Source organism: Klebsiella sp. M041 (assembly GCF_059759695.1).
Genome location: NZ_JCAXWU010000004.1, coordinates 47,167 through 70,562 on the forward strand (window position 1 = coordinate 47,167; position 23,396 = coordinate 70,562).

General features: G+C 58.4%; 23 protein-coding genes and 1 pseudogene. 11 read left to right on the forward strand and 13 right to left on the reverse strand.

Features of this window, described 5'->3' with window-relative positions; translation table 11 throughout:
- Positions 1-122: 122 nt before the first annotated feature.
- From fabG to yceD, 6 genes are all read right to left on the reverse strand, one after another.
- On the reverse strand, positions 123-857 hold the full coding sequence (gene fabG, locus AC6CWS_RS05825) for a 3-oxoacyl-ACP reductase FabG (RefSeq protein ID WP_002899294.1): 735 nt from the start codon (positions 855-857) through the stop codon (positions 123-125).
- 12 nt (positions 858-869) lie between these two features.
- On the reverse strand, positions 870-1,799 hold the full coding sequence (gene fabD, locus AC6CWS_RS05830) for an ACP S-malonyltransferase (protein ID WP_048334680.1): 930 nt from the start codon (positions 1,797-1,799) through the stop codon (positions 870-872).
- 15 nt (positions 1,800-1,814) lie between these two features.
- On the reverse strand, positions 1,815-2,768 hold the full coding sequence (locus tag AC6CWS_RS05835) for a beta-ketoacyl-ACP synthase III (RefSeq protein WP_065881744.1): 954 nt from the start codon (positions 2,766-2,768) through the stop codon (positions 1,815-1,817).
- 53 nt (positions 2,769-2,821) lie between these two features.
- Positions 2,822-3,919 (reverse strand): phosphate acyltransferase PlsX, encoded by a 1,098-nt coding sequence (plsX, locus tag AC6CWS_RS05840; RefSeq protein ID WP_201785712.1) that lies wholly within the window; start codon positions 3,917-3,919, stop codon positions 2,822-2,824.
- A 203-nt stretch (positions 3,920-4,122) separates the two neighbouring features.
- Complete coding sequence (rpmF, locus tag AC6CWS_RS05845; protein WP_000290724.1) at positions 4,123-4,296, reverse strand: 50S ribosomal protein L32; 174 nt, start codon at positions 4,294-4,296, stop codon at positions 4,123-4,125.
- 16 nt (positions 4,297-4,312) lie between these two features.
- Entirely contained in the window at positions 4,313-4,834 is a 522-nt protein-coding gene (yceD, locus tag AC6CWS_RS05850; RefSeq protein WP_017900733.1) for a 23S rRNA accumulation protein YceD, read from the reverse strand.
- A 141-nt stretch (positions 4,835-4,975) separates the two neighbouring features.
- On the opposite strand from yceD, the gene AC6CWS_RS05855 reads away from it, so the two are divergent.
- The gene (locus AC6CWS_RS05855) at positions 4,976-5,560 is read left to right on the forward strand and encodes a Maf family protein (RefSeq protein ID WP_023289135.1); all 585 of its coding nucleotides are present in this window, start codon (positions 4,976-4,978) and stop codon (positions 5,558-5,560) included.
- A 37-nt stretch (positions 5,561-5,597) separates the two neighbouring features.
- Here the strand turns inward: AC6CWS_RS05855 and rluC are convergent, their stop codons facing one another.
- Positions 5,598-6,551, reverse strand: coding sequence for a 23S rRNA pseudouridine(955/2504/2580) synthase RluC (gene rluC / locus AC6CWS_RS05860; RefSeq protein ID WP_012542245.1), 954 nt, complete (start codon positions 6,549-6,551; stop codon positions 5,598-5,600).
- 699 nt (positions 6,552-7,250) lie between these two features.
- Between rluC and rne the strand changes: the two are divergent.
- Together rne and AC6CWS_RS05870 are read left to right on the forward strand one after the other, a co-directional pair.
- Positions 7,251-10,299, forward strand: a pseudogene (rne, locus tag AC6CWS_RS05865) (ribonuclease E).
- A gap of 44 nt (positions 10,300-10,343) precedes the next feature.
- Entirely contained in the window at positions 10,344-10,502 is a 159-nt protein-coding gene (locus AC6CWS_RS05870) for a hypothetical protein (RefSeq protein ID WP_223822590.1), read from the forward strand.
- Between the two features lie 40 nt (positions 10,503-10,542).
- Here the strand turns inward: AC6CWS_RS05870 and AC6CWS_RS05875 are convergent, their stop codons facing one another.
- Positions 10,543-11,571, reverse strand: coding sequence for a LysR family transcriptional regulator (locus AC6CWS_RS05875; protein ID WP_072096710.1), 1,029 nt, complete (start codon positions 11,569-11,571; stop codon positions 10,543-10,545).
- 16 nt (positions 11,572-11,587) lie between these two features.
- Between AC6CWS_RS05875 and AC6CWS_RS05880 the strand changes: the two genes are divergently transcribed.
- Complete coding sequence (locus tag AC6CWS_RS05880) at positions 11,588-12,802, forward strand: MFS transporter (protein WP_023289132.1); 1,215 nt, start codon at positions 11,588-11,590, stop codon at positions 12,800-12,802.
- 54 nt (positions 12,803-12,856) lie between these two features.
- Here the strand turns inward: AC6CWS_RS05880 and murJ are convergent, their stop codons facing one another.
- The 4 genes from murJ to rimJ form a co-directional block, all read right to left on the reverse strand.
- Positions 12,857-14,392 carry a murein biosynthesis integral membrane protein MurJ gene (gene murJ, locus AC6CWS_RS05885; RefSeq protein ID WP_065881747.1) on the reverse strand — a complete coding sequence of 512 codons (1,536 nt, stop codon included), beginning with the start codon at positions 14,390-14,392 and terminating at the stop codon, positions 12,857-12,859.
- 111 nt (positions 14,393-14,503) lie between these two features.
- Complete coding sequence (locus AC6CWS_RS05890) at positions 14,504-15,415, reverse strand: Gfo/Idh/MocA family protein (RefSeq protein WP_072096704.1); 912 nt, start codon at positions 15,413-15,415, stop codon at positions 14,504-14,506.
- Positions 15,416-15,430: 15 nt separating this feature from the next.
- Positions 15,431-16,084, reverse strand: a complete 654-nt coding sequence (locus tag AC6CWS_RS05895; RefSeq protein WP_023289129.1) for a YceH family protein — start codon at positions 16,082-16,084, stop codon at positions 15,431-15,433.
- 9 nt (positions 16,085-16,093) lie between these two features.
- Positions 16,094-16,678 carry a ribosomal protein S5-alanine N-acetyltransferase gene (gene rimJ / locus AC6CWS_RS05900; protein ID WP_065881749.1) on the reverse strand — a complete coding sequence of 195 codons (585 nt, stop codon included), beginning with the start codon at positions 16,676-16,678 and terminating at the stop codon, positions 16,094-16,096.
- Positions 16,679-16,906: 228 nt separating this feature from the next.
- Here rimJ and mdtH point away from each other — a divergent pair, with 228 nt between their 5' ends.
- The 7 genes from mdtH to AC6CWS_RS05935 all read left to right on the forward strand — a co-directional run bounded on the left by mdtH (position 16,907) and on the right by AC6CWS_RS05935 (position 22,275).
- The gene (gene mdtH / locus AC6CWS_RS05905) at positions 16,907-18,115 is read left to right on the forward strand and encodes a multidrug efflux MFS transporter MdtH (protein WP_065881751.1); all 1,209 of its coding nucleotides are present in this window, start codon (positions 16,907-16,909) and stop codon (positions 18,113-18,115) included.
- A 113-nt stretch (positions 18,116-18,228) separates the two neighbouring features.
- Positions 18,229-18,789 (forward strand): lipoprotein, encoded by a 561-nt coding sequence (locus AC6CWS_RS05910; protein ID WP_004204546.1) that lies wholly within the window; start codon positions 18,229-18,231, stop codon positions 18,787-18,789.
- 125 nt (positions 18,790-18,914) lie between these two features.
- Positions 18,915-19,961: a dihydroorotase gene (gene pyrC / locus AC6CWS_RS05915; RefSeq protein ID WP_065881753.1), complete on the forward strand. Its 1,047-nt coding sequence runs from the start codon at positions 18,915-18,917 to the stop codon at positions 19,959-19,961.
- A 73-nt stretch (positions 19,962-20,034) separates the two neighbouring features.
- Entirely contained in the window at positions 20,035-20,286 is a 252-nt protein-coding gene (gene dinI, locus AC6CWS_RS05920) for a DNA damage-inducible protein I (RefSeq protein WP_023289125.1), read from the forward strand.
- A 303-nt stretch (positions 20,287-20,589) separates the two neighbouring features.
- Positions 20,590-20,844, forward strand: coding sequence for a biofilm formation regulator BssS (gene bssS / locus AC6CWS_RS05925; protein ID WP_023289124.1), 255 nt, complete (start codon positions 20,590-20,592; stop codon positions 20,842-20,844).
- A gap of 126 nt (positions 20,845-20,970) precedes the next feature.
- Complete coding sequence (gene solA, locus AC6CWS_RS05930) at positions 20,971-22,089, forward strand: N-methyl-L-tryptophan oxidase (protein ID WP_065881755.1); 1,119 nt, start codon at positions 20,971-20,973, stop codon at positions 22,087-22,089.
- 72 nt (positions 22,090-22,161) lie between these two features.
- Positions 22,162-22,275 (forward strand): DUF2770 family protein, encoded by a 114-nt coding sequence (locus tag AC6CWS_RS05935; RefSeq protein WP_004204539.1) that lies wholly within the window; start codon positions 22,162-22,164, stop codon positions 22,273-22,275.
- Here AC6CWS_RS05935 and trhO read toward each other — a convergent pair.
- A complete protein-coding gene (trhO, locus tag AC6CWS_RS05940; protein ID WP_023289122.1) occupies positions 22,261-23,325 on the reverse strand; it encodes an oxygen-dependent tRNA uridine(34) hydroxylase TrhO in 1,065 nt (354 codons plus the stop codon). The two genes, AC6CWS_RS05935 and trhO, sit on opposite strands and share 15 nt — an antisense overlap.
- Positions 23,326-23,396: the final 71 nt, after the last annotated feature.

The following is a 23,396-nucleotide window of genomic DNA, read 5'->3' on the forward strand; positions in this document are numbered from 1 at the left end:
TCTTACCACGATTTTGCGCTATTTTGAGGCCGTTTGCCCTAAGAACGCAAATCTTTTCGCACAAAACCGCACACAGAACCGTGCGAAGTGCGCGGTTCCTGAACGTTTTGCACAAATCTCGGTCAGACCATGTACATTCCGCCGTTGACGTGCAGGGTTTCACCAGTGATGTAACTTGCTTCGTCAGAGGCTAAAAATGCCACCGCGCTGGCGATTTCATTTGGGGTGCCAAGGCGCCCCGCAGGAACTGCCGCCAGCGTACCCGCACGCTGCTCATCGGTCAGCGCACGCGTCATGTCCGTTTCAATAAAGCCCGGAGCAACAACGTTTACAGTAATACCGCGTGACGCAACTTCACGCGCCAGTGATTTACTGAAGCCGATCAGACCCGCTTTCGCCGCAGCGTAGTTGGCCTGACCCGCATTTCCCATGGTACCAACCACAGAACCGATAGTGATAATACGTCCATGACGCTTTTTCATCATAGCGCGCATTACCGCTTTTGACAGACGGAAAACCGATGACAGGTTGGTTTCGATAATATCGTTCCACTCGTCATCTTTCATGCGCATTAACAGGTTGTCGCGAGTGATCCCGGCATTATTCACCAGGATATCCACTTCGCCAAACTCTGCGCGCACATTTTCCAGAACAGATTCAATAGATGCCGGGTCGGTCACATTCAACATCAGACCTTTACCGTTGGCGCCTAAATAGTCGCTGATCGCCTGCGCGCCGCTTTCGCTGGTCGCAGTACCGATAACTTTCGCGCCGCGGGCGACGAGCGTTTCAGCGATGGCGCGGCCAATACCGCGGCTTGCACCGGTAACCAGCGCGATTTTTCCTTCAAAACTCATGGTTTTCCTCTTTTATTGCTCAAGCGCCGCAGACATCGCCGCCGGCTCGTTAAGCGCGGAAGCGGTCAGGGTGTCAACAATACGTTTGGTCAGGCCGGTGAGGACTTTACCCGGGCCAACCTCATACAGATGCGTGACGCCCTGAGCAGCCATAAACTCAACGGTTTTGGTCCACTGAACCGGGCTATACAGCTGGCGTACCAGCGCATCGCGAATGGCGTCCGGCGCGGTTTCGCACTTCACGTCGACGTTATTTACCACCGGAATCGTCGGCGCGTTGAAGGTGATGTTCTGCAGCTCAAGCGCCAGTTTTTCCGCAGCGGGCTTCATCAGCGCACAGTGGGAGGGCACGCTCACCGGCAGCGGCAGCGCGCGTTTAGCGCCCGCGGCTTTACAGGCGGCGCCTGCGCGTTCGACGGCCTCTTTGTGACCGGCGATAACCACCTGTCCCGGGGAATTGTAGTTCACCGGAGAGACGACCTGCCCTTCGGCCGAGTCTTCACAGGCTTTGGCGATAGCCGCGTCGTCCAGACCGATAATCGCTGACATGGCGCCGGTACCTTCCGGTACGGCTTCCTGCATGAATTTGCCGCGCAGCTCAACCAGGCGAACGGCGTCAGCGAAAGCGATAACGCCCGCGCAAACCAGCGCGGAGTATTCGCCAAGGCTGTGGCCTGCCAACAGCGCCGGCGCTTTGCCGCCCTGCTGCTGCCAGACGCGGTACAGCGCCACGGAGGCGGTCAGCAGCGCCGGCTGGGTCTGCCAGGTCTTATTCAGTTCTTCTGCCGGGCCCTGTTGCGTCAGCGCCCACAGATCGTAACCCAACGCTGCGGAAGCTTCACCGAAGGTCTCTTCAATGACCGGCCAGGTCGCCGCCATATCGGCCAGCATGCCTACGGCCTGAGAGCCCTGTCCCGGGAACACAAAAGCAAATTGCGTCATGTTTAAATCCTTATACTAAAAACGAACCAGCGCGGAACCCCAGGTGAAACCGCCACCAAAGGCTTCCAGCAAAATCAGCTGCCCACGTTGAATGCGGCCATCGCGGACGGCCTCATCCAGCGCGCAAGGGACTGACGCCGCGGAGGTATTGCCATGGCGGTCGAGGGTCACTACGACGTTATCCATCGACATGCCCAGTTTCTTCGCCGTCGCGCTGATGATCCGCAGGTTTGCCTGATGCGGCACCAGCCAGTCCAGCGCTGAACGTTCAAGATTATTCGCGGCCAGCGTCTCATCAACGATATGCGCTAACTCGGTGACCGCCACTTTGAAGACTTCATTACCGGCCATCGTCAGATAGATCGGATTTTCCGGTTCGACGCGATCGGCGTTCGGCAGGGTCAGCAGTTCGCCATAGCTACCGTCAGCATGCAGATGCGTCGAGATAATGCCAGGCTCTTCGGAGGCGCCCAGCACCACCGCGCCGGCGCCATCGCCGAAAATAATAATCGTCCCGCGATCGGCCGGATCGCAGGTGCGCGCCAGCACATCAGCGCCAACGACCAGCGCATAATCCACCGCGCCGTTTTTCACATACTGATCGGCGACGCTCAGCGCATAGGTGAAACCGGCGCAGGCGGCCGCGACGTCAAACGCCGGGCAGCCTTTGACGCCCAGCATAGACTGAATCTGGCAAGCCGAACTCGGAAACGCGTGCGTGCCGGAGGTGGTCGCAACGATGATCAGACCAATTTGCTCCGCGGACACGCCCGCCATCGCCAGCGCCTGCTTTGCGGCTTCAAAGCCCATCGTAGCAACTGTTTCATGCGCTGCGGCAATACGACGCTCACGGATACCTGTGCGGGTGACAATCCACTCGTCAGAGGTCTCTACCATTTTTTCCAGGTCGGCGTTTGTACGCACTTGCTCGGGCAGATAGCTGCCGGTACCAATAATCTTCGTATACATGTACGCTCAGTCACTCTTGGGTAATATACCCGCCTCGTTCAACCGCCGCGGCGTCAGTGGTGTCCATTCGTCCCGCTTTGCTGTCGGGCGTTCACGTCACTGTCGCTTTCCGGCAGCTCGAAACCAGCTGGGTATAAAGATTCCAGGCGCGCGGCGATCCGTTGAGGAATTTGCCGCTGCACCGCCTGCACTGCCTGCTCTATCGCGACGCTAAAGGCGCGCTGATTGGCAGCACCATGACTCTTGATCACGGAACCGCGCAATCCTAACAGACAGGCGCCATTATACTGGTCGGGGTTGAGGTGACTGAATCGCCTCGCCAGGCTTTTTTGTAACCAACGTTTTAGTAACAGCAGCCACCACGACCGTTTTTTGCCCTCTCCCTGAGATTTCAGCAGTGAAAGGAACATTCTGACAACACCTTCCATGGTTTTTAATGTGACGTTGCCCGTGAATCCGTCACAAACCAGCACATCGGTTTTTCCGGTCAACAGTTCATTGGCTTCAAGATAGCCGATGTAGTTGAGGGAAGGCAGCGTTTTGAGCACTGCGGCAGCATCGCGGATGCTGCTGAGGCCTTTCATCTCTTCTTCGCCGATATTCAGCAAGGCGACGCGTGGATTGGCAATGCCGACCACCTCTTCCGCCAGTACCGCGCCCATCACCGCGAACTGCACCAGCATCGTGCTGTCGCAGTCGACGTTGGCGCCGAGATCCAGCACCACGGTTTTGCCCTTCTGCTGGTGCGGCAAAACCGTCACCAGCGCCGGCCGCTCAATACCTTCAATCGGTTTGAGCAGCAGTTTCGCCAGGCCCATCAGCGCGCCGGTGTTGCCGGCGCTAACGCAGGCTTCCGCCCGCCCTTCTTTCACAAGCTCCAGCGCCACGCGCATTGAGCTTCCGCGACTGCTGCGGATAGCCTGTGCGGGTCGCGCATCACTGGCAATAACTGACTGCGCAGGAATAATCTGCAGACGCGAACGTTGTTCGAAGTCAGCTTTGGCGAGTAATGGCGTGATGGCGTCGGGATCGCCGACTAAAAGAAGTGTGAGTTGCGAATTAGAGTTCAGTGCCTGCAGTGCTGCAGGCACTGTCACGGATGGGCCGAAATCGCCCCCCATGACATCTAACGCCAGGGTTAGACGTGTCAAGGTATCGTCGCTGCCCGGTTCGGTGATTCCCCAGTTGCCCGGGGAGTCCTCACTAAGCTTCATCACGCTGGCACCCGCGAATTTTCACGCTGCAGACGCAACAATCCGGGCATTGACGCTTCTGGTTACCGGGTTAACCGAGTGTCCAGGTACGCACACGCCCGCCATGGCCTGCAACGGGAAATCCTGCGAGTATCGCGTGATTACTTAGCGATAACCTTGCGACCGCGGTAGAAACCGTCGGCAGTGATGTGGTGACGCAGGTGTTTCTCACCAGAAGTTTTGTCTACAGACAGGCTGGTGACTGCGGTCAGCGCGTCATGGGAACGACGCATGCCACGTTTGGAACGGGTTGGTTTATTCTGTTGTACGGCCATGGACCTTACTCCTCAATTACTTACGCTTTAAGCTGGCTAATACGGCAAATGGGTTTGGTTTTTGTGCCTCTTCAGGCAGTTCGCCAAAGACCATGTCCGCGTCGGACACTTCACAGTGTTCAGAATCATGCACCGGAACTACGGGCAGGGAGAGGATAATTTCATCCTCGACCATTGCCTGCAGGTCGATTTCACCGAATTCGTTAACCTCAATCGGCTCATACGCTTCCGGTAGTGCTTCGGCCTGTTCGTCATTTCTGACGGGGCTAAAACAATACGTGGTGTGGACGTGATGGGAGAACGGTTTCCCGCAACGCTGGCATTCGAGGGTTACCGTTACCTTCGCATCGCCTGTAATGACGGCGAGACGCTGGTTATCGATAGCGAACGACATGCTGCATTCCACATCGCTGTCCACGCTGACTACAGAATCGGCTACACGTTCAACCTGATCGCGGGCATAGATGCCTTCGTAATCAAGGCGTTTTTGAGCCGTGCGTACCGGATCAAGAGTCAGGGGTAATTTTACCTTTTGCATAGGGCGCGCATATTAACTTTGTAATGTCATAGAGTCAAAGAAAAAGGCAGCCTCAGGTTGCCTTTTGCCATTTATTCGCACACATTGCGGCGCATAGTTTAAGATGATGCTCTGCGAAGCGCTATATGTGGATGAAAAAATATGTCTGAACTTATCCTGGCGTCAACCTCTCCCTGGCGGCGCATGCTGCTGGAAAAACTGGGATTACCGTTTGAATGCGCGGCGCCTGACGTCGACGAAACGCCCCGTCCTGAAGAATCCGCGCGTCAGCTTGTCACCCGGCTGGCGCAGGCCAAAGCGCAGAGCCTGGCCTCGCGCTACCCCAATCACCTTATTATAGGCTCCGATCAGGTTTGCGTACTGGACGGTGAGATCACCGGTAAACCGCACACCGAGGAAAATGCCCGCAGGCAGTTGAGAAAGGCCAGCGGGTCAATCGTCACCTTTTATACCGGCCTGGCGCTGTATAACTCCGCCAGCGGTCATCTGCAAACCGAATGCGAGCCCTTTGACGTCCACTTCCGCCATCTCAGCGATAAAGAGATCGAAGGCTATGTGCGCAAAGAGAACCCGCTGCAGTGCGCCGGGAGTTTCAAGAGCGAGGGGTTAGGCATTACGCTGTTCGAACGGCTGGAAGGTCGCGATCCGAATACGCTGGTCGGGTTACCCTTAATCGCGCTGTGTCAGATGCTGCGCCGCGAAAACGACAACCCGCTGTTAGGCTAAGGCCAAAAAAACGGCGGAACTGATTCCGCCGTTGCGCTTATTTGCTCTTCCGTAGCACCTGTAAACAGTGCTTCAGCTGGTTATCCAGCGGCGCCTCAACGCGCATCACCTCCCCGCTCCCCGGGTGGGTAAACTTCAGCGCAGCAGCGTGGAGGAACAGGCGGTTTAAGCCGGTACCTGAGAGTTGCTTATCAAATTCGCGGTCGCCATAGCGGTCGTCAAAGGCGATAGGATGGCCAGCATACTGGGTATGAACGCGAATCTGATGGGTGCGCCCGGTGACCGGACTGCAGCGCACCAGCGTGGCGAATTCATAACGCTCTTCCACTTTAAAGCGCGTCTCTGACGGCTTGCCTTCCTGACTCACGCGGACAATTCGCTCCCCGCTCTGCAGAATGTTCTTCAATAGCGGGGCCTGCACTACTTTGGTATGCGACTGCCACTGGCCGCGCACCAGCGCCAGATAGTCTTTCTGCATGCCTTTATCGCGCAGCTGCTCGTGCAGCGAACGCAGCGCCGAGCGCTTTTTCGCCACCAGCAGCACGCCTGAAGTATCGCGGTCGAGTCGATGCACCAGCTCAAGGAAGCGCGCCTCCGGGCGCAGGGCGCGCAACCCTTCAATCACCCCGAAGCTCAGGCCGCTGCCGCCATGTACCGCAGTGCCGGAAGGCTTATTGAGGACCAGAATATGATCGTCTTCATAGAGGATCACCTCAGAGAGCGCCGCGACTTTCTGTAGATGCGGCGATACCGCCTCTTCTTCACGCTCCGCCACGCGCACCGGCGGGATACGGACTTCATCGCCCGCTTCCAGCTTATACTCCGGCTTCACGCGTTTTTTATTCACCCGCACCTCGCCTTTACGCAGGATACGATAAATCATGCTCTTCGGTACGCCTTTCAATTGCGTACGCAAAAAGTTGTCGATACGTTGCCCCGCTTCATCAGCAGCAATGGCAACCATTTTTACGGTTGGGGTCTCAGTTTTCATGGTGCGCGATTCTAAATAGCCGGACGCATTAGCGCCACTCATTTTTATATGCTTATATTTATCATTATCCTGTTTTCACGGTTTGCCTGACCGCCATATTGTTTGTTATTAGAACAATCTGTATGGGCAGGTGATAAAACTGTGAGTAACCGGGTGATAAAAGGTGAAAGTCAACTTGCTATAACAAGGTTAGCAATGGAATAATGAGACCGTTTTCCGTATTGCATCTTGTTAGAACAAGACATTAGCGGAATGACCAATTTTGTCTGACCGATCGCCCACGCAGCAATGGCGTAAGACGTTGTGATCTTTCAGACAGTTAGCGGGCTGCGGGTTGCAGTCCTTACCGGTACAGGCTCTATGGATTTCAAGTCGCAGGAAGGCGTCAACTCCGGGACTCCCGGGAGCTCATCTGGATCAGCCGATCGAGGTGAGCAGGTTAAGCCATCATGCCTGCAACGCGAAAGACGACGAGTATAAATGGAATATTCTCTGGTGATACATCCCAGGCTGTTCCCCTGAATAATTGCGCTGTGTTTCCGTTTGAAACACAGGCGACCGACACTCTGCGCCTCTTAAGCGCGCGACAACCGTGAGGTTGGCGACGTGAACCAGACACGAGGCCATCGGTTTTCCCCCGGAAAGGCATTACTCTGCCCGCAGCTTAGTCGTCAATGTAAGAATAATGAGTAAGTTACGATGAAAAGAATGTTAATCAACGCAACTCAGCAGGAAGAGTTGCGCGTCGCCCTTGTTGATGGGCAGCGCCTGTACGACCTGGATATCGAAAGCCCCGGGCACGAACAGAAAAAAGCGAACATCTACAAAGGCAAAATCACCCGCATTGAACCCAGCCTTGAAGCCGCGTTTGTTGATTACGGCGCCGAGCGTCATGGTTTCCTCCCCCTCAAAGAAATCGCCCGCGAATACTTCCCCGCCAACTACAATGCGCATGGTCGTCCTAATATCAAAGACGTACTGCGTGAAGGTCAGGAAGTTATCGTGCAGATTGATAAAGAAGAACGCGGCAACAAAGGCGCTGCGCTCACCACCTTTATCAGCCTGGCGGGCAGCTATCTGGTACTGATGCCGAACAACCCGCGCGCGGGGGGAATTTCCCGCCGTATCGAGGGCGACGACCGTACCGAACTGAAAGAAGCGCTGGCGAGCCTGGAGCTTCCGGACGGCATGGGCCTTATCGTTCGCACCGCTGGCGTCGGCAAATCCGCCGAAGCCCTGCAGTGGGACCTGAGCTTCCGTCTGAAACACTGGGAAGCGATTCAGAAAGCCGCGGAAAGCCGTCCGGCGCCGTTCCTGATCCACCAGGAAAGCAACGTCATTGTCCGCGCCTTCCGTGACTACCTGCGCCAGGATATCGGCGAAATCCTGATCGATAACCCGAAAGTGCTTGAGCTGGCGCGCCAGCATATCGCCGCGCTGGGTCGTCCGGATTTCAGCAGCAAAATCAAACTGTACACCGGTGAAATCCCGCTGTTCAGCCACTACCAGATCGAATCCCAGATTGAGTCCGCCTTCCAGCGTGAAGTCCGTCTGCCGTCCGGTGGCTCTATCGTCATCGACAGCACTGAAGCGCTGACCGCTATCGATATCAACTCCGCCCGCGCTACCCGCGGCGGCGATATCGAAGAGACGGCGTTCAACACCAACCTCGAAGCGGCTGACGAGATTGCCCGCCAGCTGCGTCTGCGCGACCTCGGCGGCCTGATCGTTATCGACTTTATCGATATGACTCCGGTTCGCCACCAGCGCGCCGTGGAGAACCGTCTGCGCGAAGCCGTCCGTCAGGACCGGGCGCGCATTCAGATCAGCCATATCTCGCGCTTCGGCCTGCTGGAGATGTCCCGCCAGCGTCTGAGTCCGTCGCTGGGCGAATCCAGCCACCACGTCTGCCCGCGCTGCTCCGGCACCGGCACCGTGCGTGATAACGAATCGCTGTCGCTCTCTATTCTGCGTCTGATTGAAGAAGAAGCGCTGAAAGAGAACACCAAAGAAGTTCATGCCATCGTTCCGGTACCGATCGCCTCCTATCTGCTGAACGAAAAACGTGCCGCGGTGAGCGCTATCGAATCCCGCCAGGGCGATGTGCGCGTGATCATCGTGCCAAACGACGAAATGCAGACGCCGCACTATTCCGTCCTGCGCGTGCGCAAAGGTGAAGAGACCTCAACGCTGAGCTACCTGCTGCCGAAGCTGCATGAAGAAGAGATGGCGCTGCCGGGCGACGATGAGCCGGCAGAACGGAAACGTCCGGAACAACCGGCCCTCGCCGCTTTTGTCATGCCTGACGCGCCTCCGGCCCCGATGCTCGAAGAGCCAGCCGCCGCGCCTGTCGCCGCAGCGACCCCGGTCGCGGCCGCCGCACCGGCGCAGCCTGGCCTGCTCTCGCGCTTCTTCAGCGCGCTGAAGAATATCTTCTCTGGCGCCGAAGAGGCCAAACCGGCTGAAGTTCAGGTCGAGAAGAAAGCGGAAGAAAAACCGGAGCGTCAGCAGGAGCGCCGTAAACCGCGCGCCAACAACCGCCGCGATCGCAACGACCGTCGTGACAATCGCGACAATCGTGATAATCGCGACAACCGCGACAACCGCGACAACCGTGATAACCGCGACGCGCGTGCCGAGAATAACGAAGGCCGTGAACCGCGCGAATCGCGTGAAGAGAACCGTCGCAACCGTCGCGAGAAGCCGTCGCAGAACGTGGAAGCCCGTGATGTTCGCCAGACCTCAGGTGACGACGCGGAAAAAGCGAAATCTCGTGACGAGCAGCAGCCGCGCCGCGAACGCACCCGCCGCCGCAATGACGACAAACGTCAGGCGCAGCAGGAAGCCAAAGCGCAGACACGCGAAGAGCCGGTAGCGCAGGAGACGGAGCAGGAAGAGCGTGTGCAGACCCTGCCGCGTCGTAAACCGCGCCAGCTGGCACAGAAAGTACGCATCGAGTCCGCTGTCGTTGAGCAGGTTGCCGAGATCGTGCCTGAAGCCGTAGTGGCGGAAGTTATCGCTCCGCGCAGCGAGCCGGTGAAAGCCGAGCTGCCAGCAGTCGTGGAGAGCGTGGCGGACCAGGACGAAAATGGCGAATCCCGTGAAGCGAACGGTATGCCGCGTCGTTCACGTCGTTCCCCGCGTCACCTGCGCGTCAGCGGTCAGCGTCGTCGTCGCTATCGTGACGAACGCTATCCGACCCAGTCGCCAATGCCGCTGACCGTGGCCTGCGCATCGCCGGAGATGGCTTCCGGTAAAGTCTGGATCCGCTACCCGGTGGTTCGTCCGCAGGACCAGCAGCCGGAAGAGGTTCAGGTTCAGGACGACAACGTCGTGGAAACCGTCGCGGCCGTCGCGGCCCCGGTTGCCGTCGTTGAAACCGTTACCGCTGCGCCGGTCACCATTGAGCCGGCAACCATGGAGCCGGTTACCGCTGAGCCTGTGGTCGTCGAGCCGGTCGCGGCCGCCGAGCCGGTGGTCGTTGATGCTGCGGAAGTTGTCGCGCCAGCAGCCGTCGAGCCTGCGCCGCAGGAGCTGGTCACCGAAGCGCCGGCTGTCGAAGCGCCTCAGGCTATCGCGCCAGTGACGATCGACGCCGAGCCGGTGGAGGTTGAACCTGAAGTGGTGGAAACGGCGCCTGTCGTTGAAGCGCCAGTGGAAACCATCGCCCCGGCGCCGGAAACTGTGGTTGAAGCACCGGTTGTCGAAGCAGCGCCTGTCGAGCCGGTCAAAGCCGAGCCCCCGGTGAGCAAGCCGGTAGTGGTGGCGAGTCATCGCCATGCCACCGCGCCAATGACCCGTGCGCCAGCGCCGGACTATGTCCCGGAAACACCGCGCCACAGCACCTGGGTGCGGCCGCCATTCGCCTTTGAAGGTAAAGGCGCCGCCGGCGGTCATAGCGCGACTCATAAAGCCACCGCTGAACCGACCCGCCCACAGCCCGTCGAGTAAGCGTGCTAAATAAAAAAACCGGCCTCCTGGCCGGTTTTTTTTATGCGCTTTGCGGAGGCTGCATGCCGGCGAGGTCCGGCATGATCTCCCGCATCAGGTCAAGGAACTTACGCAGCCGCGTCGGATAATAGCGCGCCCAGGGATAGACCAGATGGACCGGCAGCGAGGCGGGACGCCACTGCGGGAACAGCTCTGTCAACCTTCCGGCGGCAAGATCCTCCGCCACCGTCCAGCTGGACACCATCGCCACCCCCAGACCCGCCAGCGCGGTATTGCGCGCGACGTACAGGCTGTCGGTGCTCAGACAGGGGGTAATCGCCGTGGAGACGATCTGCCCGCTTACCTGATGTCGGAGCCGTACCTCATGCTGATAAAAGGTGTTAATGGCGATCCACGGCAGGCCGGATAATGCCTCCAGCGAGGTTAACGGCGGGTACTTCGCCAGCAGTTCAGGAGAGGCCACCACGCAGCGCGGCACTTCCGCCAGCAGCACGGAGACCGTGGCCGGATCCACCTCCGCCCCCACGCGGATGGCACAGTCGATATTATCGCTGAGAAAGTCGACAGTATTATCATTCAGCATCCACTCCACCGACAGCTGCGGATGACGCTGGAGAAAGGCGACCAGCGGCCCCAGCAGCTGCTGCTGGCCAAAAGCGTGCGGTGCCCTCACCCGCAGCACCCCTACCGGCCGATCGTCGGCAATACGCAGGTCATCTTCCAGCGCCAGCCAGGCATCCACCAGTTGGCGAGCGTGACGGTAGCAGCGTTCGCCATCGTCAGTGAGCTTCATCGCATGGGTGGTACGCAGGATCAGCTTGACCCCCAGCAGCCCTTCAAGGGACTGCAGGCGGCGGCTGACGGTCGCCTGAGTGGTATCCATCTGTCCCGCCGCGGCGGAGAGCGACCCGGTCTCCACAATGCGGATATAAGTGCGCATCAGCTCAATGCGGTCTATACGCTCCTGTCTTTTCATTCTTCTTTTGCCTATACGTGCTACGTATAACCGTTTTACCACCAGCCCGGCTACCGCGCCAGCCGCGTTCAGGGAAAAATAGCCCCATCGCATACACGAGGCACTGATCATGACACCGACTTCTCTTTCCGCCCGCGACGCAGGCTGGATTATCTTCATTCTCGCGCTCGGCGCTGGCTTTAGCGTCGCCTCTATCTACTACGCGCAGCCGCTGCTGCCGTTGATGGGCGCCAATCTCCACCTGACGGTAGAAGGTATGGGTCTGGTCCCTACGCTGACGCAGGCGGGTTATGCGCTCGGCATTCTGTTCCTGCTTCCGCTCGGCGACCGCCACGATCGCCGCCGGCTGATCCTGGTGAAAAGCGCGCTGCTGGCGCTCCTGCTGCTGCTGTGCAGCCTCACCGGCCAGCTCAGCTCACTGCTGGTGGTTAGTCTGCTGATCGGTATGGCGGCGACCATGGCGCAGGATATCGTCCCGGCGGCGGCGATCCTCGCCCCGGCGGGCAAGCAGGGAAAAATGGTGGGCACGGTGATGACCGGGCTGCTGCTGGGGATCCTGCTTTCCCGGACGGTCAGCGGCGTGGTGGGCGCAGTGTTCGGCTGGCGGGTGATGTATCAGGCGGCGGCGGTCAGCGTGGCGCTGATTGGCCTGGTGATGTGGCGGGTGCTGCCGCGCTTCGCCATTCACTCGACGCTGAGCTATCCGCAGCTGATGGCCTCGATGGCGCATCTGTGGCAGCGTTACCCGGCGCTACGCCGCGCTGCGCTGGCTCAGGGGGCGCTCTCTGTCGCCTTCAGCGCCTTCTGGTCGACGCTGGCGGTGATGCTCTCCGAACATTATCACATGGGCAGCGCGGTAGCGGGCGGCTTTGGTATCGCCGGGGCCGCCGGGGCGCTGGCTGCGCCGCTGGCCGGCGGACTGGCCGATAAATTTGGCGCCGGTAAAGTGACGCAAATGGGGGCGGCGCTGGTCACCGTCTCCTTCGCCCTGATGTTTATACTGCCGCTGCTGCCACTGCACGGCCAGCTGGCGCTGATTGCCCTGTCGGCGATTGGCTTCGACCTTGGCCTGCAGTCAAGCCTGGTGGCGCATCAGAACCTGGTGTATGGCCTCGAGCCACAGGCCCGCGGCCGCCTGAACGCTCTGCTGTTTACCGTGGTCTTCATTGGGATGTCGCTGGGGTCGGTGCTGGGCAGCAAGCTTTACGTACTGGCCGGCTGGAACGGGGTGGTTACCCTGGCGGTGGTCAGCGGGGCGATCGCCCTGGCGATCCGCTTGCTGGAGAATGCCCGTATCGTTGCAGCCGAACGCCGCGCATCATAAAAAAAACCCGCTTCGCCTGGGGCGAAGCGGGTTCATCAATTCCCATTCAAGCGATTACGCTGTACGACGGGCAAACTCTTTCACGCGGAAGCCCAGCAGCAGCAGTGTGGCGAAATAGGCCACCACTCCGGCGCTCACCACCACCAGCAGACGCATCAGACGGAACGGCATCGTCCCCAGCGACCACTCCGGCATGAGATGCATGACGCCCAGCAGCGCCGCGGCCATGACCAGCACCGCAGCAATCAGACGCAGCAGGAACGCCAGCCAGCCCGGTTGGGGGGTGAAAATTTTCTGTTTACGCAACTGCCAGTAAAGCAGCGCAGCGTTCAGGCAGGCCGCCAGGCCGATGGACAGCGACAGACCCGCATGCTTCAGCGGGCCGATAAACGCCAGGTTCATCACCTGGGTCATAATCAGGGTGACAATGGCAATCTTGACCGGGGTCTTGATGTCCTGACGGGAATAGAAACCCGGCGCCAGCACCTTCACCACGATAAGCCCCATGAGCCCCACGGAATAAGCCACCAGCGCGCGCTGGGTCATCGCCGCATCAAAGGCGCTAAATTTGCCGTACTGGAACAGGGCCACGGTCAGCGGTTTAGCGAGGATCCCCAGCGCCACCGCGCTCGGCAGCGCCAGCAGGAAGCAGAGACGCAGCCCCCAGTCCATCAGCCGGCAATACTCGTCATGATTACCGCTGGCGAAGCTTTTTGACAGCGAGGGCAGCAGGATAGTGCCGAGCGCCACCCCCAGAACACCGGACGGAAACTCCATCAGGCGGTCAGCATAGTACATCCACGACACCGATCCCGACACGAGAAACGAAGCGAAGATGGTATTGATGATAAGGGAGATCTGGCTTACCGACACGCCGAGGATCGCCGGGCCCATCTGCTTCACCACCCGCATCGCGCCGGCATCTTTCAGATTGATGCGCGGCAGGACCAGCATGCCAATCTTCTTCAGGTGCGGCAGCTGGTAGGCCAGCTGCAGCACGCCGCCGACCGTGACAGCCCAGGCCAGGGCCAGCACCGGCGGATGGAAGTACGGCGCGGCAAACAGCGCAAAGCCAATCATGCTGACGTTAAGGAACGTCGGCGCAAAGGCCGGCACCGAGAAGCGGTTCCAGGTATTGAGGATCGCCCCCACCAGCGAGGCCAGGGAGATCAGCAAAATATAGGGGAAGGTAATGCGCAGCAATTGGGTGGTCAGCGCAAATTTATCGGCGGTATCAGCAAACCCGGGGGCGGTGATGGTGATCACCCACGGCGCCGCCAGCATCCCGATAACGGTGACGATCGCCAGGGCCAGGGTCAGCAATCCGGAGACATACGAGACAAACACCCGGGTGGCATCTTCGCCCTGTTTGCTTTTATATTCGGCAAGGATCGGCACAAACGCCTGCGAGAAGGCGCCTTCGGCAAAAATACGCCGCAGCAGATTAGGCAGTTTGAAGGCGACGAAAAAGGCGTCGGTCGCCATCCCGGCGCCAAAAATGCGCGCCACAATCGCATCGCGGGCAAAGCCCAGCACGCGCGAAAACATGGTCATCGAACTGACGGCCGCCAGTGATTTTAAAAGGTTCATTACGCTGTTATTCCAAACCCTGGAGTAAAACGCCCGCAAATGCGGGCGCTGGAAAGTGGCGATAGTCTACCGGGTTCAACATGAATTACTACTGTCAGTTGTTACAACGGATTATTCGCTAATGGCGTCGCGCCAGAGTTTGTCGACCACCCGCTGAGCCAGCAGCGCCTGTTCGCCTGCAGTTTCAGGAACGGTCTGATTTTGCACGCATTCGATAAAATGGCGCGCGCAGCCGACAAAGCCGCGCTGCTCCAGGGTGGTTTGCCAGCCGGCGACCGGGCGCTGGACCACGCCGTGACCGCACTCTTCCTGCCATTCGCGCATCTCGCTGACGGCATATAGCCCGCCATCCGTCACCGCCTGCACCCACTCGCGCTGGCTGCCTGCGCGGCGGTGCATGCTGGTGGTAACCTGCAGCCGGGGCGAACTGAACTGGTGTTCGGCATAGAGCATCTCGCCCTGCGGAGTGATCTGTAGCGCGCCACCGCGCAGACGCGCCTGACCGTCGGCCAGCCATAGCGCGGTATCCACCACGTGCAGATAGTCATCAAGCAGGGTAAAGCGCAGATCGTTGCCCACGCTATCGCTGCGGTGTTTATCCATCCGCAGCGAGGCCGCCTCGCCCAGCCGTCCCTTCAGCTCCCGATAGAGCGGTGCGAAGCGGCGATTGAAACCGACCATCAGCGTCAGACGCCGCCGCGCCGCCAGCTCGACCAGCATCTCCGCCTCACTCAGCTTGTCCGCCAGCGGTTTGTCCACGCAAACATGAACCCCGGCATTCAGCAAATGATTCACCACTTCATAATGTGAAGCCGTCGACGTATGGACAAAAACCGCATCGCACTGCGCCGCCAGAGCGTCCAGTGATTCAGCGTAGGGGATCCGCCAGGTTTCGCAGACCCGCAGCGCCTTCTCTTTCCCCGGCGACCAGGCCGCCTGCAGCGTCCAGCTTTCCGCCGCCCCCAGCACCGGCAGCCACGCTTTCTGCGCAATGCCGCCTAAGCCAACCACTCCGATGCGCAATCTTGTCCCCACGTATTAGTCCCCCAGATGGTGTAACAGCGAATCGAGGCGCGCTTTCAGCTCCGCCACCTCGCCTTCCAGCGCTTCAACCCTGGCTCGCAGATCGTCATCCTCTTCCAGCGGCGCGAGTGCTTCCACCGTCGTGATCAGCGTGTCCATCTCGTCGCAAAACAGATGCATATAGCGGCTTTCCCGTTTTCCCGGCTCCCGGGGCAGACGGGCGACGAAGGGACCATCTTCGCGGGTCGCCAGCCCTTCCAGCACGCTTTCCACTTCCGCCATATCGCTGAACTCATGCATCCGCTGCGCCCGACTGCGTAATTCACCCGGCGTCTGGGCGCCGCGCAGCAGCAGCGTCGTCACCACCGCCACCTCGCCGGCGCTGAGCTTCAGATCGCCAAATTCGGAGTTGCAAAAGCGCTGCTCATACTTGGTTACCCGATTGCCGAATCCGCTGACCGTGCGCAGATAGTGGCGTTTCACCAGGGTATCCAGCAGCGTCTGGACCTCGCCTTCGCTCAGCGACATCACCGGCTCGCGGTTGGTTTTCTGATTGCAGGCGGTCACGACGGCGTTCACCGACAGCGGATACTGCTCGGGCGTGGTGACCTGCTTTTCCAGCAGACAGCCAATGACGCGCGCTTCATGCGCGGTTAACTGATATTTCATCCTCTCTCCTTAACGTCCCGCTGACCAGTCCGGCGTCGTTAGCGCCGTCAATACATGGTCACGCCACTGCCCGTCGATCAGCAGGTAATCTTTGGCGTAACCCTCTTTTTCAAACCCCAGCCGCGCCAGCAGCGCGCCGCTGCGCTGATTATGCGGCATATAGTTGGCCATAATGCGATGAATATGCTGCGTACGCTGCATATAGCGAATCGCCGACGTCAGCGCTTCAAACATCAGCCCCTGCCCCTGCCACTTCTCGCCAATAGAGTAGCCGAGATAGCAGGCATGGAATGATCCACGCACCACGTTGGAAAAGTTCGCCACGCCGACGATCTCCTTTTCCTCCGGATCGAGCAGCGCGAAATAAAAAGCAGACCCCTGTTTATGAAACTCGGAGATCATCGACAGACGCGCCTGCCATCCGGAAGGATAGCAGTGGCTGTCGTCACGAACCGGCTCCCAGGGTTTTAAGAACGCCTTATTCTCGGCGTAATAATCGGCCAGACGCCAGGCGTCACGATCGTGAACCAGGCGCACCACCAGCCGGTCCGTCGTCAAACGCACCTTCGGCACGTTACTGCGATAGCCAAACATTTCCTTTTCAGTCCCCCTGACTTCATTCTTGCTGCCTTCACTATACCTGTCCTGCGCGACGGTGTGAAAACAGCAACATACCATTTTCTGCGCCATCTCCTCTTTTCGATGAATAGCCTCAATCGAACTTGCATTTTGATAAAAAAATATTGTCGCAAGGGCGCTGGGAAAAGCAGCAGATTGCCCGCAGAATATCCACGCTTATCTCTATTTTTCCCTGGAGGGGAAATGTCCCGCGTCTCGCAGGCAAGGAGCCTGGGTAAATATTTCCTGTTAGTCGATAACATGCTGGTCGTGTTGGGCTTTTTTGTCGTCTTCCCGCTGATTTCCATCCGCTTTGTCGATCAGATGGGCTGGGCGGCGCTGATGGTCGGCATCGCGCTCGGCCTGCGCCAGTTGGTGCAGCAGGGATTAGGTATCTTTGGCGGCGCTATCGCCGACCGCTTCGGCGCCAAACCGATGATCGTCACCGGTATGCTGATGCGCGCCGGCGGCTTCGCGGCGATGGCCGTCGCCCATGAGCCGTGGGTGCTGTGGTTCTCGTGCATACTTTCCGGGCTCGGCGGCACGCTGTTCGATCCGCCGCGGGCGGCGCTGGTGGTTAAGCTGGTGCGCCCGCATCAGCGCGGCCGCTTTTTCTCCATCCTGATGATGCAGGATAGCGCCGGCGCGGTGATTGGCGCGCTGCTGGGCAGCTGGCTGCTGCAGTATGATTTCCGCCTGGTGTGCAGCGCCGGCGCCGCGCTGTTTATCGCCTGCGCGGCATTTAACGCCTGGTATCTGCCGGCATGGAAGCTCTCGACGGTGAAAACGCCGATCCGCGAGGGGCTGGGCCGGGTGCTGCGGGACAAGCGCTTCGTCACCTATGTCCTGACGCTGACGGGCTATTACATGCTGGCGGTGCAGGTGATGCTGATGCTGCCGATCATGGTGAATGACATCGCCGGCTCGCCGGCCGCCGTGAAGTGGATGTACGCCATCGAAGCCACCATTTCGCTGACCCTGCTCTATCCCATTGCCCGCTGGAGCGAAAAACGTTTTCGCCTTGAGCACCGGCTGATGGCCGGTCTGCTGGTGATGACTCTGGCCATGCTCCCCATCGGCATGACCAGCAGTTTGCAACAGCTGTTTACCCTGATCTGCCTGTTTTACATCGGCTCCATCATTGCCGAACCCGCCCGGGAGACGCTGGGCGCCTCGCTGGCGGACGCCCGGGCGCGCGGCAGCTATATGGGCTTCAGCCGCCTGGGGCTCGCCTTTGGCGGCGCGCTGGGATATGCGGGCGGCGGCTGGCTGTTTGATGCCGGTAAGGCCGCGGGTCAGCCCGAGCTGCCGTGGCTGATGCTCGGGGCCATCGGGGTTATCACCTTCCTGGCGCTGTGGTGGCAGTTTAGTCCGAAACGCTCTACCTCCGGCATGCTGGAGCCGCGGACCTGATGCGCGCGGCGGCGGTTTCTCCCGCTTTCAGCCTATTCTGCTGGTATCGAGGGTGCTGACAGGTCATGATGCTTTGTGTCAGGATGAATGAAGATATGAGCCAGAGGACCCCCATGAAAAAGATTTTGATCGCCGCCGCGCTGATTGTCAGCGGCCTGCTGAGCGGCTGTAATCAGCTGACCCAATACACGGTAAGCGAGCAGGAGATTAACCAGGCCCTGCAGAAGCGAAACCATTTTGCCAAAGATATTGGTCTGAAAGGCGTTGCCGACGCCCATATCGAACTGCAGAACCTCACCAGCGCCATCGGGCGCGAGGAGCCGGGCAAAGTCACGCTGACCGGGATCGCTAACGTCGACCTGAACTCCCTGTTCGGCACGCAGAAAGCGACGATCGATCTGAAGCTCAAAGCGCTGCCAACTTTTGACAGAGAGAAAGGCGCCATCTTCCTGCAGGAAATGGAGGTGGTCGATGCCAAAGTGGCGCCCGAGAAACTGCAGTCGGTCATTCAGGCCCTGCTCCCCTATCTGAATCAGTCGCTGCGCAGTTACTTCAGCCAGCAGCCTGCCTATGTCCTGCGTGAGGACGCCAGCACCGGTGAAGCGCTGGCGAAGAAATACGCCAAAGGCATAGAGGTGAAGCCGGGCGAGATTGTCATCCCCTTTACCAATTAATCTCCAGGGCGCCGCGGCGCCCTCAATTTTTTACGGAAATGAGTGCAAAGGAAAACGTTTACGCTTATCCTTAGTGCCCGGCAAAAAACAGCCCTGATGACTGAACCTATTAGCCGGAGCCTTCCATGACAGCACAATCCCAGGTATTGAAAATCCGCCGCCCAGACGACTGGCATATCCATCTGCGTGATGACGATATGCTGAAAACCGTCGTGCCTTATACCAGTGAGTTTTATGGCCGGGCGATCGTGATGCCGAATCTGGTGCCGCCTGTCACCACCGTCGCGGCGGCTATCGCCTATCGCCAGCGCATTATGGACGCCGTCCCGGCCGGGCACGATTTTACCCCGCTGATGACCTGCTATCTGACAGACTCCCTCGACCCGGCTGAGCTGGAGCGCGGCTTTAACGAAGGCGTGTTCACCGCCGCCAAGCTTTACCCGGCCAATGCCACCACCAACTCCAGCCACGGCGTCACCAGCACCGACGCTATTATGCCGGTGCTGGAGCGGATGGAAAAACTGGGGATGCCGCTGCTGGTACATGGCGAAGTCACCCATGCCGAGATTGATATTTTCGACCGCGAAGCGCGCTTTATTGAAACCGTGATGGAGCCGCTGCGCCAGCGCCTGCCCGGCCTGAAGGTTGTCTTTGAGCATATCACCACCAAAGATGCCGCCGAGTATGTGCGTGACGGCAATGAACTGCTGGCGGCCACTATCACCCCGCAGCATCTGATGTTCAACCGTAACCATATGCTGGTCGGCGGTATTCGTCCTCACTTGTACTGCCTGCCGGTACTCAAACGCAATATTCATCAGCAGGCACTGCGCGAACTGGTCGCCAGCGGCTTTAGCCGCGTCTTCCTTGGCACCGATTCCGCGCCGCATGCCCGCCATCGTAAGGAAGCCAGCTGCGGCTGCGCCGGCTGCTTCAACGCCCCGACCGCCCTCGGCAGCTACGCCACCGTGTTTGAAGAAATGAACGCTCTGCAGCACTTTGAGGCCTTCTGCTCGCTGAACGGCCCGCGCTTTTACGGTCTGCCGGTCAATGAAGGCTATGTTGAACTGGTGCGTGAAGAGACGACCGTCGTCGACAGTATTGCGTTGCCCAATGACACCCTGGTGCCGTTCCTGGCAGGTGAAACCGTCCGCTGGACCATGAAGCGATAAAAAACGCGGCCCCCTGTTGTCAATGCTCATCAGATACTGTATAAATAACCAGTATCAAACACAGGGGGCAATTATGCGCATTGAAGTCTCTATCGCCAAAACGACCGCCTTACCCAACGGCGCGCTGGAAGCGCTGAATAACGAACTCTCTCGCCGTATCGCCGAACAGTTCCCGGCCATCGACAGCCAGGTGAGCGTCCGCTACGCCACGGGCAATCAGCTCTCGGTGTTCGGCGGCCTGAAAGAAGACAAAGACCGGATAAGCGAAATCCTGCAAGAAACCTGGGAAAGCGCGGACGACTGGTTTGTCCACGATCTCTCCTGAAGCATGGCGGGATCCAGTTACTCTGGTTTGCTCCCTCATTGTGCTTTTCTTTGCCGGGTCGCCCCGGCTTTTTTATCCTCTTCTCATGTTCAGAATATTCCTGATTATTCTGCTTAATATCGACTAAAATGGCCGTTTTGCACGCTTATCTTGAGTAAAAAAGCGGCAAAACAAGAAAATCATGCTGCCTTTCATTTAATTTCTCGAGTTTATTCTTGATCCCTGATATAATTAACTTGCTTCAAAAAACATGCATTAAACCTCGAGAATTGTTGTCTTTTAACATATGAATAAGGGGTTATGATGGAAAAAAATAATGAAGTCATTCAGACCCATCCCCTCGTTGGATGGGACATCAGCACCGTTGATAGCTACGATGCACTGATGTTGCGCCTGCACTACCAGAACCCCGCTCAAGAAAACAGTCATGATGCTGAGATAGGCCAGACGCTATGGCTAACGACGGACGTCGCACGTCAGTTTATTTCAATCCTGGAAGCAGGCATTGCAAAAATTGAATCTGGCGAATACCAGGAAAACGAGTACCGCAGACATTAACGCGGCCCTCGGAATGACTTAACAATAAGCTTAACAGGCACCTGCGGGTGCCTGAATTATTTTCGGGCTTGTATAAGCACAGGGAGTTAATTACCCTGCTAACAAGGCAATTACCCGGAACTCACCATGCAATACGATCTTATCATTATCGGCAGCGGCTCCGTCGGCGCCGCCGCTGGCTATTATGCGCGTCGTGCCGGACTCAATGTTCTGATGACCGATGCCCATCAGCCTCCTCACCAGGAAGGCAGCCATCACGGCAGCAGCCGTCTTATCCGTCACGCCTATGGCGAAGGTGAAAAATATGTTCCGCTGGTGCTGCGCGCCCAGCAGCTGTGGGATGAACTGGCCGAGATCAGTGGCGAAGCCGTGTTTGAACGCACCGGCGTCATAAACCTCGGCCCCGCCAGCTCCCCTTTCCTCGCCAACGTTGCCGCCAGCGCCCGTGCGTTCCAGCTTGAGGTGGAAGAGCTGGATGCCCAGGCCGTGATGCAGCGCTGGCCGGAGATACGCCTCCCCGATGACTATCGGGCGATTTTTGAACCCGCTTCCGGCGTACTGCGCAGCGAACTGGCCGTGGAAACCTGGATCCGTCTGGCGCGGGAAGCGGGCTGCGCGCAGCTATTCAACTGCCCGGTCTCGGCTATTCATCACCATGCAGATGGGGTCACCATCGATACCCTCGACGGTGAATATCATGGTAAAAAGCTGCTGGTCAGCGCCGGGACCTGGGTCACCCGCCTGCTTCCGGACCTCCCCATCCAGCCGGTACGCAAGGTGTTCGCCTGGTACCAGGCCGATGGCCGTTACAGCAGCAAGAATCACTTCCCGGCCTTCACCGGCGAGTTGCCCAACGGCGATCAATACTACGGTTTCCCGGCGGAAGATAACGAGCTGAAGATTGGCAAGCATAACGGCGGTCAGCCGATCTCCATGCCGCAGCAGCGAGTGGCGTTTGGCGCTGTCGCCAGCGATGGCTCCGAATCGTTTCCGTTTTTGCGTAACGTCCTGCCCGGGATCGGCGGCTGCCTGCACGGCGCCTCCTGTACCTACGATAATACCGTTGATGAAGACTTTATTATCGATACGTTACCCGGCAGACCAGACACGCTGCTCATCACCGGTCTGAGCGGGCACGGCTTTAAGTTTGCCCCGGTGCTGGGGGAAATTGCCAGTCAGTTTGCTCAGGGCGAAGCTTCGAGCTTCAACCTGGCGCCCTTCTCGCTGGCGCGCTTTAACGCGTAATGGAATGCGGCACTTTTGCCGTCGGGCAAAAAAAACGGCCTCTGTCGAGGCCGTTAGTGATTGAGAGCGGTTATGCGTCGCCTGTTTAATTTGCTGGTCAATAACGTCCGCGAGCACTTTATGATCTACCTTGCGCTCTGGCTGCTGCTGGCGATCATCGATCTTGTCTGGTTATGGTTTTTCTGACGGCTCAGGATCGAGGATCCCGAGTTTGGTGTTCAGCCGGCCACGGGATTTATTAAAGATTTTATTGCCGTTTTCACGCCCGGCGCGCAGCTGACGCTGCTCCTCTTCCGGCAGCTTATGCTCTTCCATGCAGGCTTCGCTACAGCAGCCGGCAAACTTCTCGGCACAGCTCGGGCACTGGATAAACAACAGATGGCAGCCATCATTCAGGCAGTTGGTATGGGTGTCGCACGGCGCGCCGCACTGATGACAGTGCGCGATAACGTCATTGGAGATCCGCTCGCCCATCCGTTCATCAAAGACAAAATTTTTGCCAATGAAACGCACCGGCAGCCCCTGCTCACGGGCGCGGCGGGCGTACTCAATGATGCCACCCTCGATGTGCCAGACCTTATTGAAGCCGTTATGCTTCATCCAGGCGCTGGCTTTTTCACAGCGAATACCACCGGTGCAATACATGACAATTTTCTTGTCTTTATGGTCCTGCATCATTTCAACGGCTTTCGGCAACTGGTCGCGGAAGGTATCTGCTGGGATCTCCAGCGCGTTTTCGAAATGGCCCACCTCATATTCATAGTGGTTGCGCATATCGATAAACACGGCATCCGGATCGTCAAGCATCGCGTTGACCTCCGCCGCCTTGAGATAGTCTCCGACGTTGGAGGCGTCGAAAGAGGGATCGTCGATGCCGTCGGCAACGATGCGGTCGCGCACTTTCAGACGTAGCACCCAGAACGATTTACCGTCGTCCTCGAGAGCGATATTGAAACGCAGCCCCGCCAGCGCCGGATCGAAGCCATTGAGAAACTCACGCAGAGCTTCAACGTTGCTTTCCGGCACGCTGATTTGCGCGTTGATCCCTTCCCGGGCCAGATAGATGCGGCCAAAGACTTTCAACTGGGTTAAGGCAACCCACAGCGCATCGCGGGTCGCTTGCGGATCGACAATGGTGAAATATTTATAGAATGAGATCGTCGTGCGCGGCTCGGTTTCAGCCAGCATTTGCGCCTTTAACGTCTCATTTGAAATGCGGTTGTGTAACACTGGCATGGTGTACCTGCTCGACATAGAAATGAGGAAATAAACGGCGGGCATGATATAGCAAAGCTTACTAATTTACA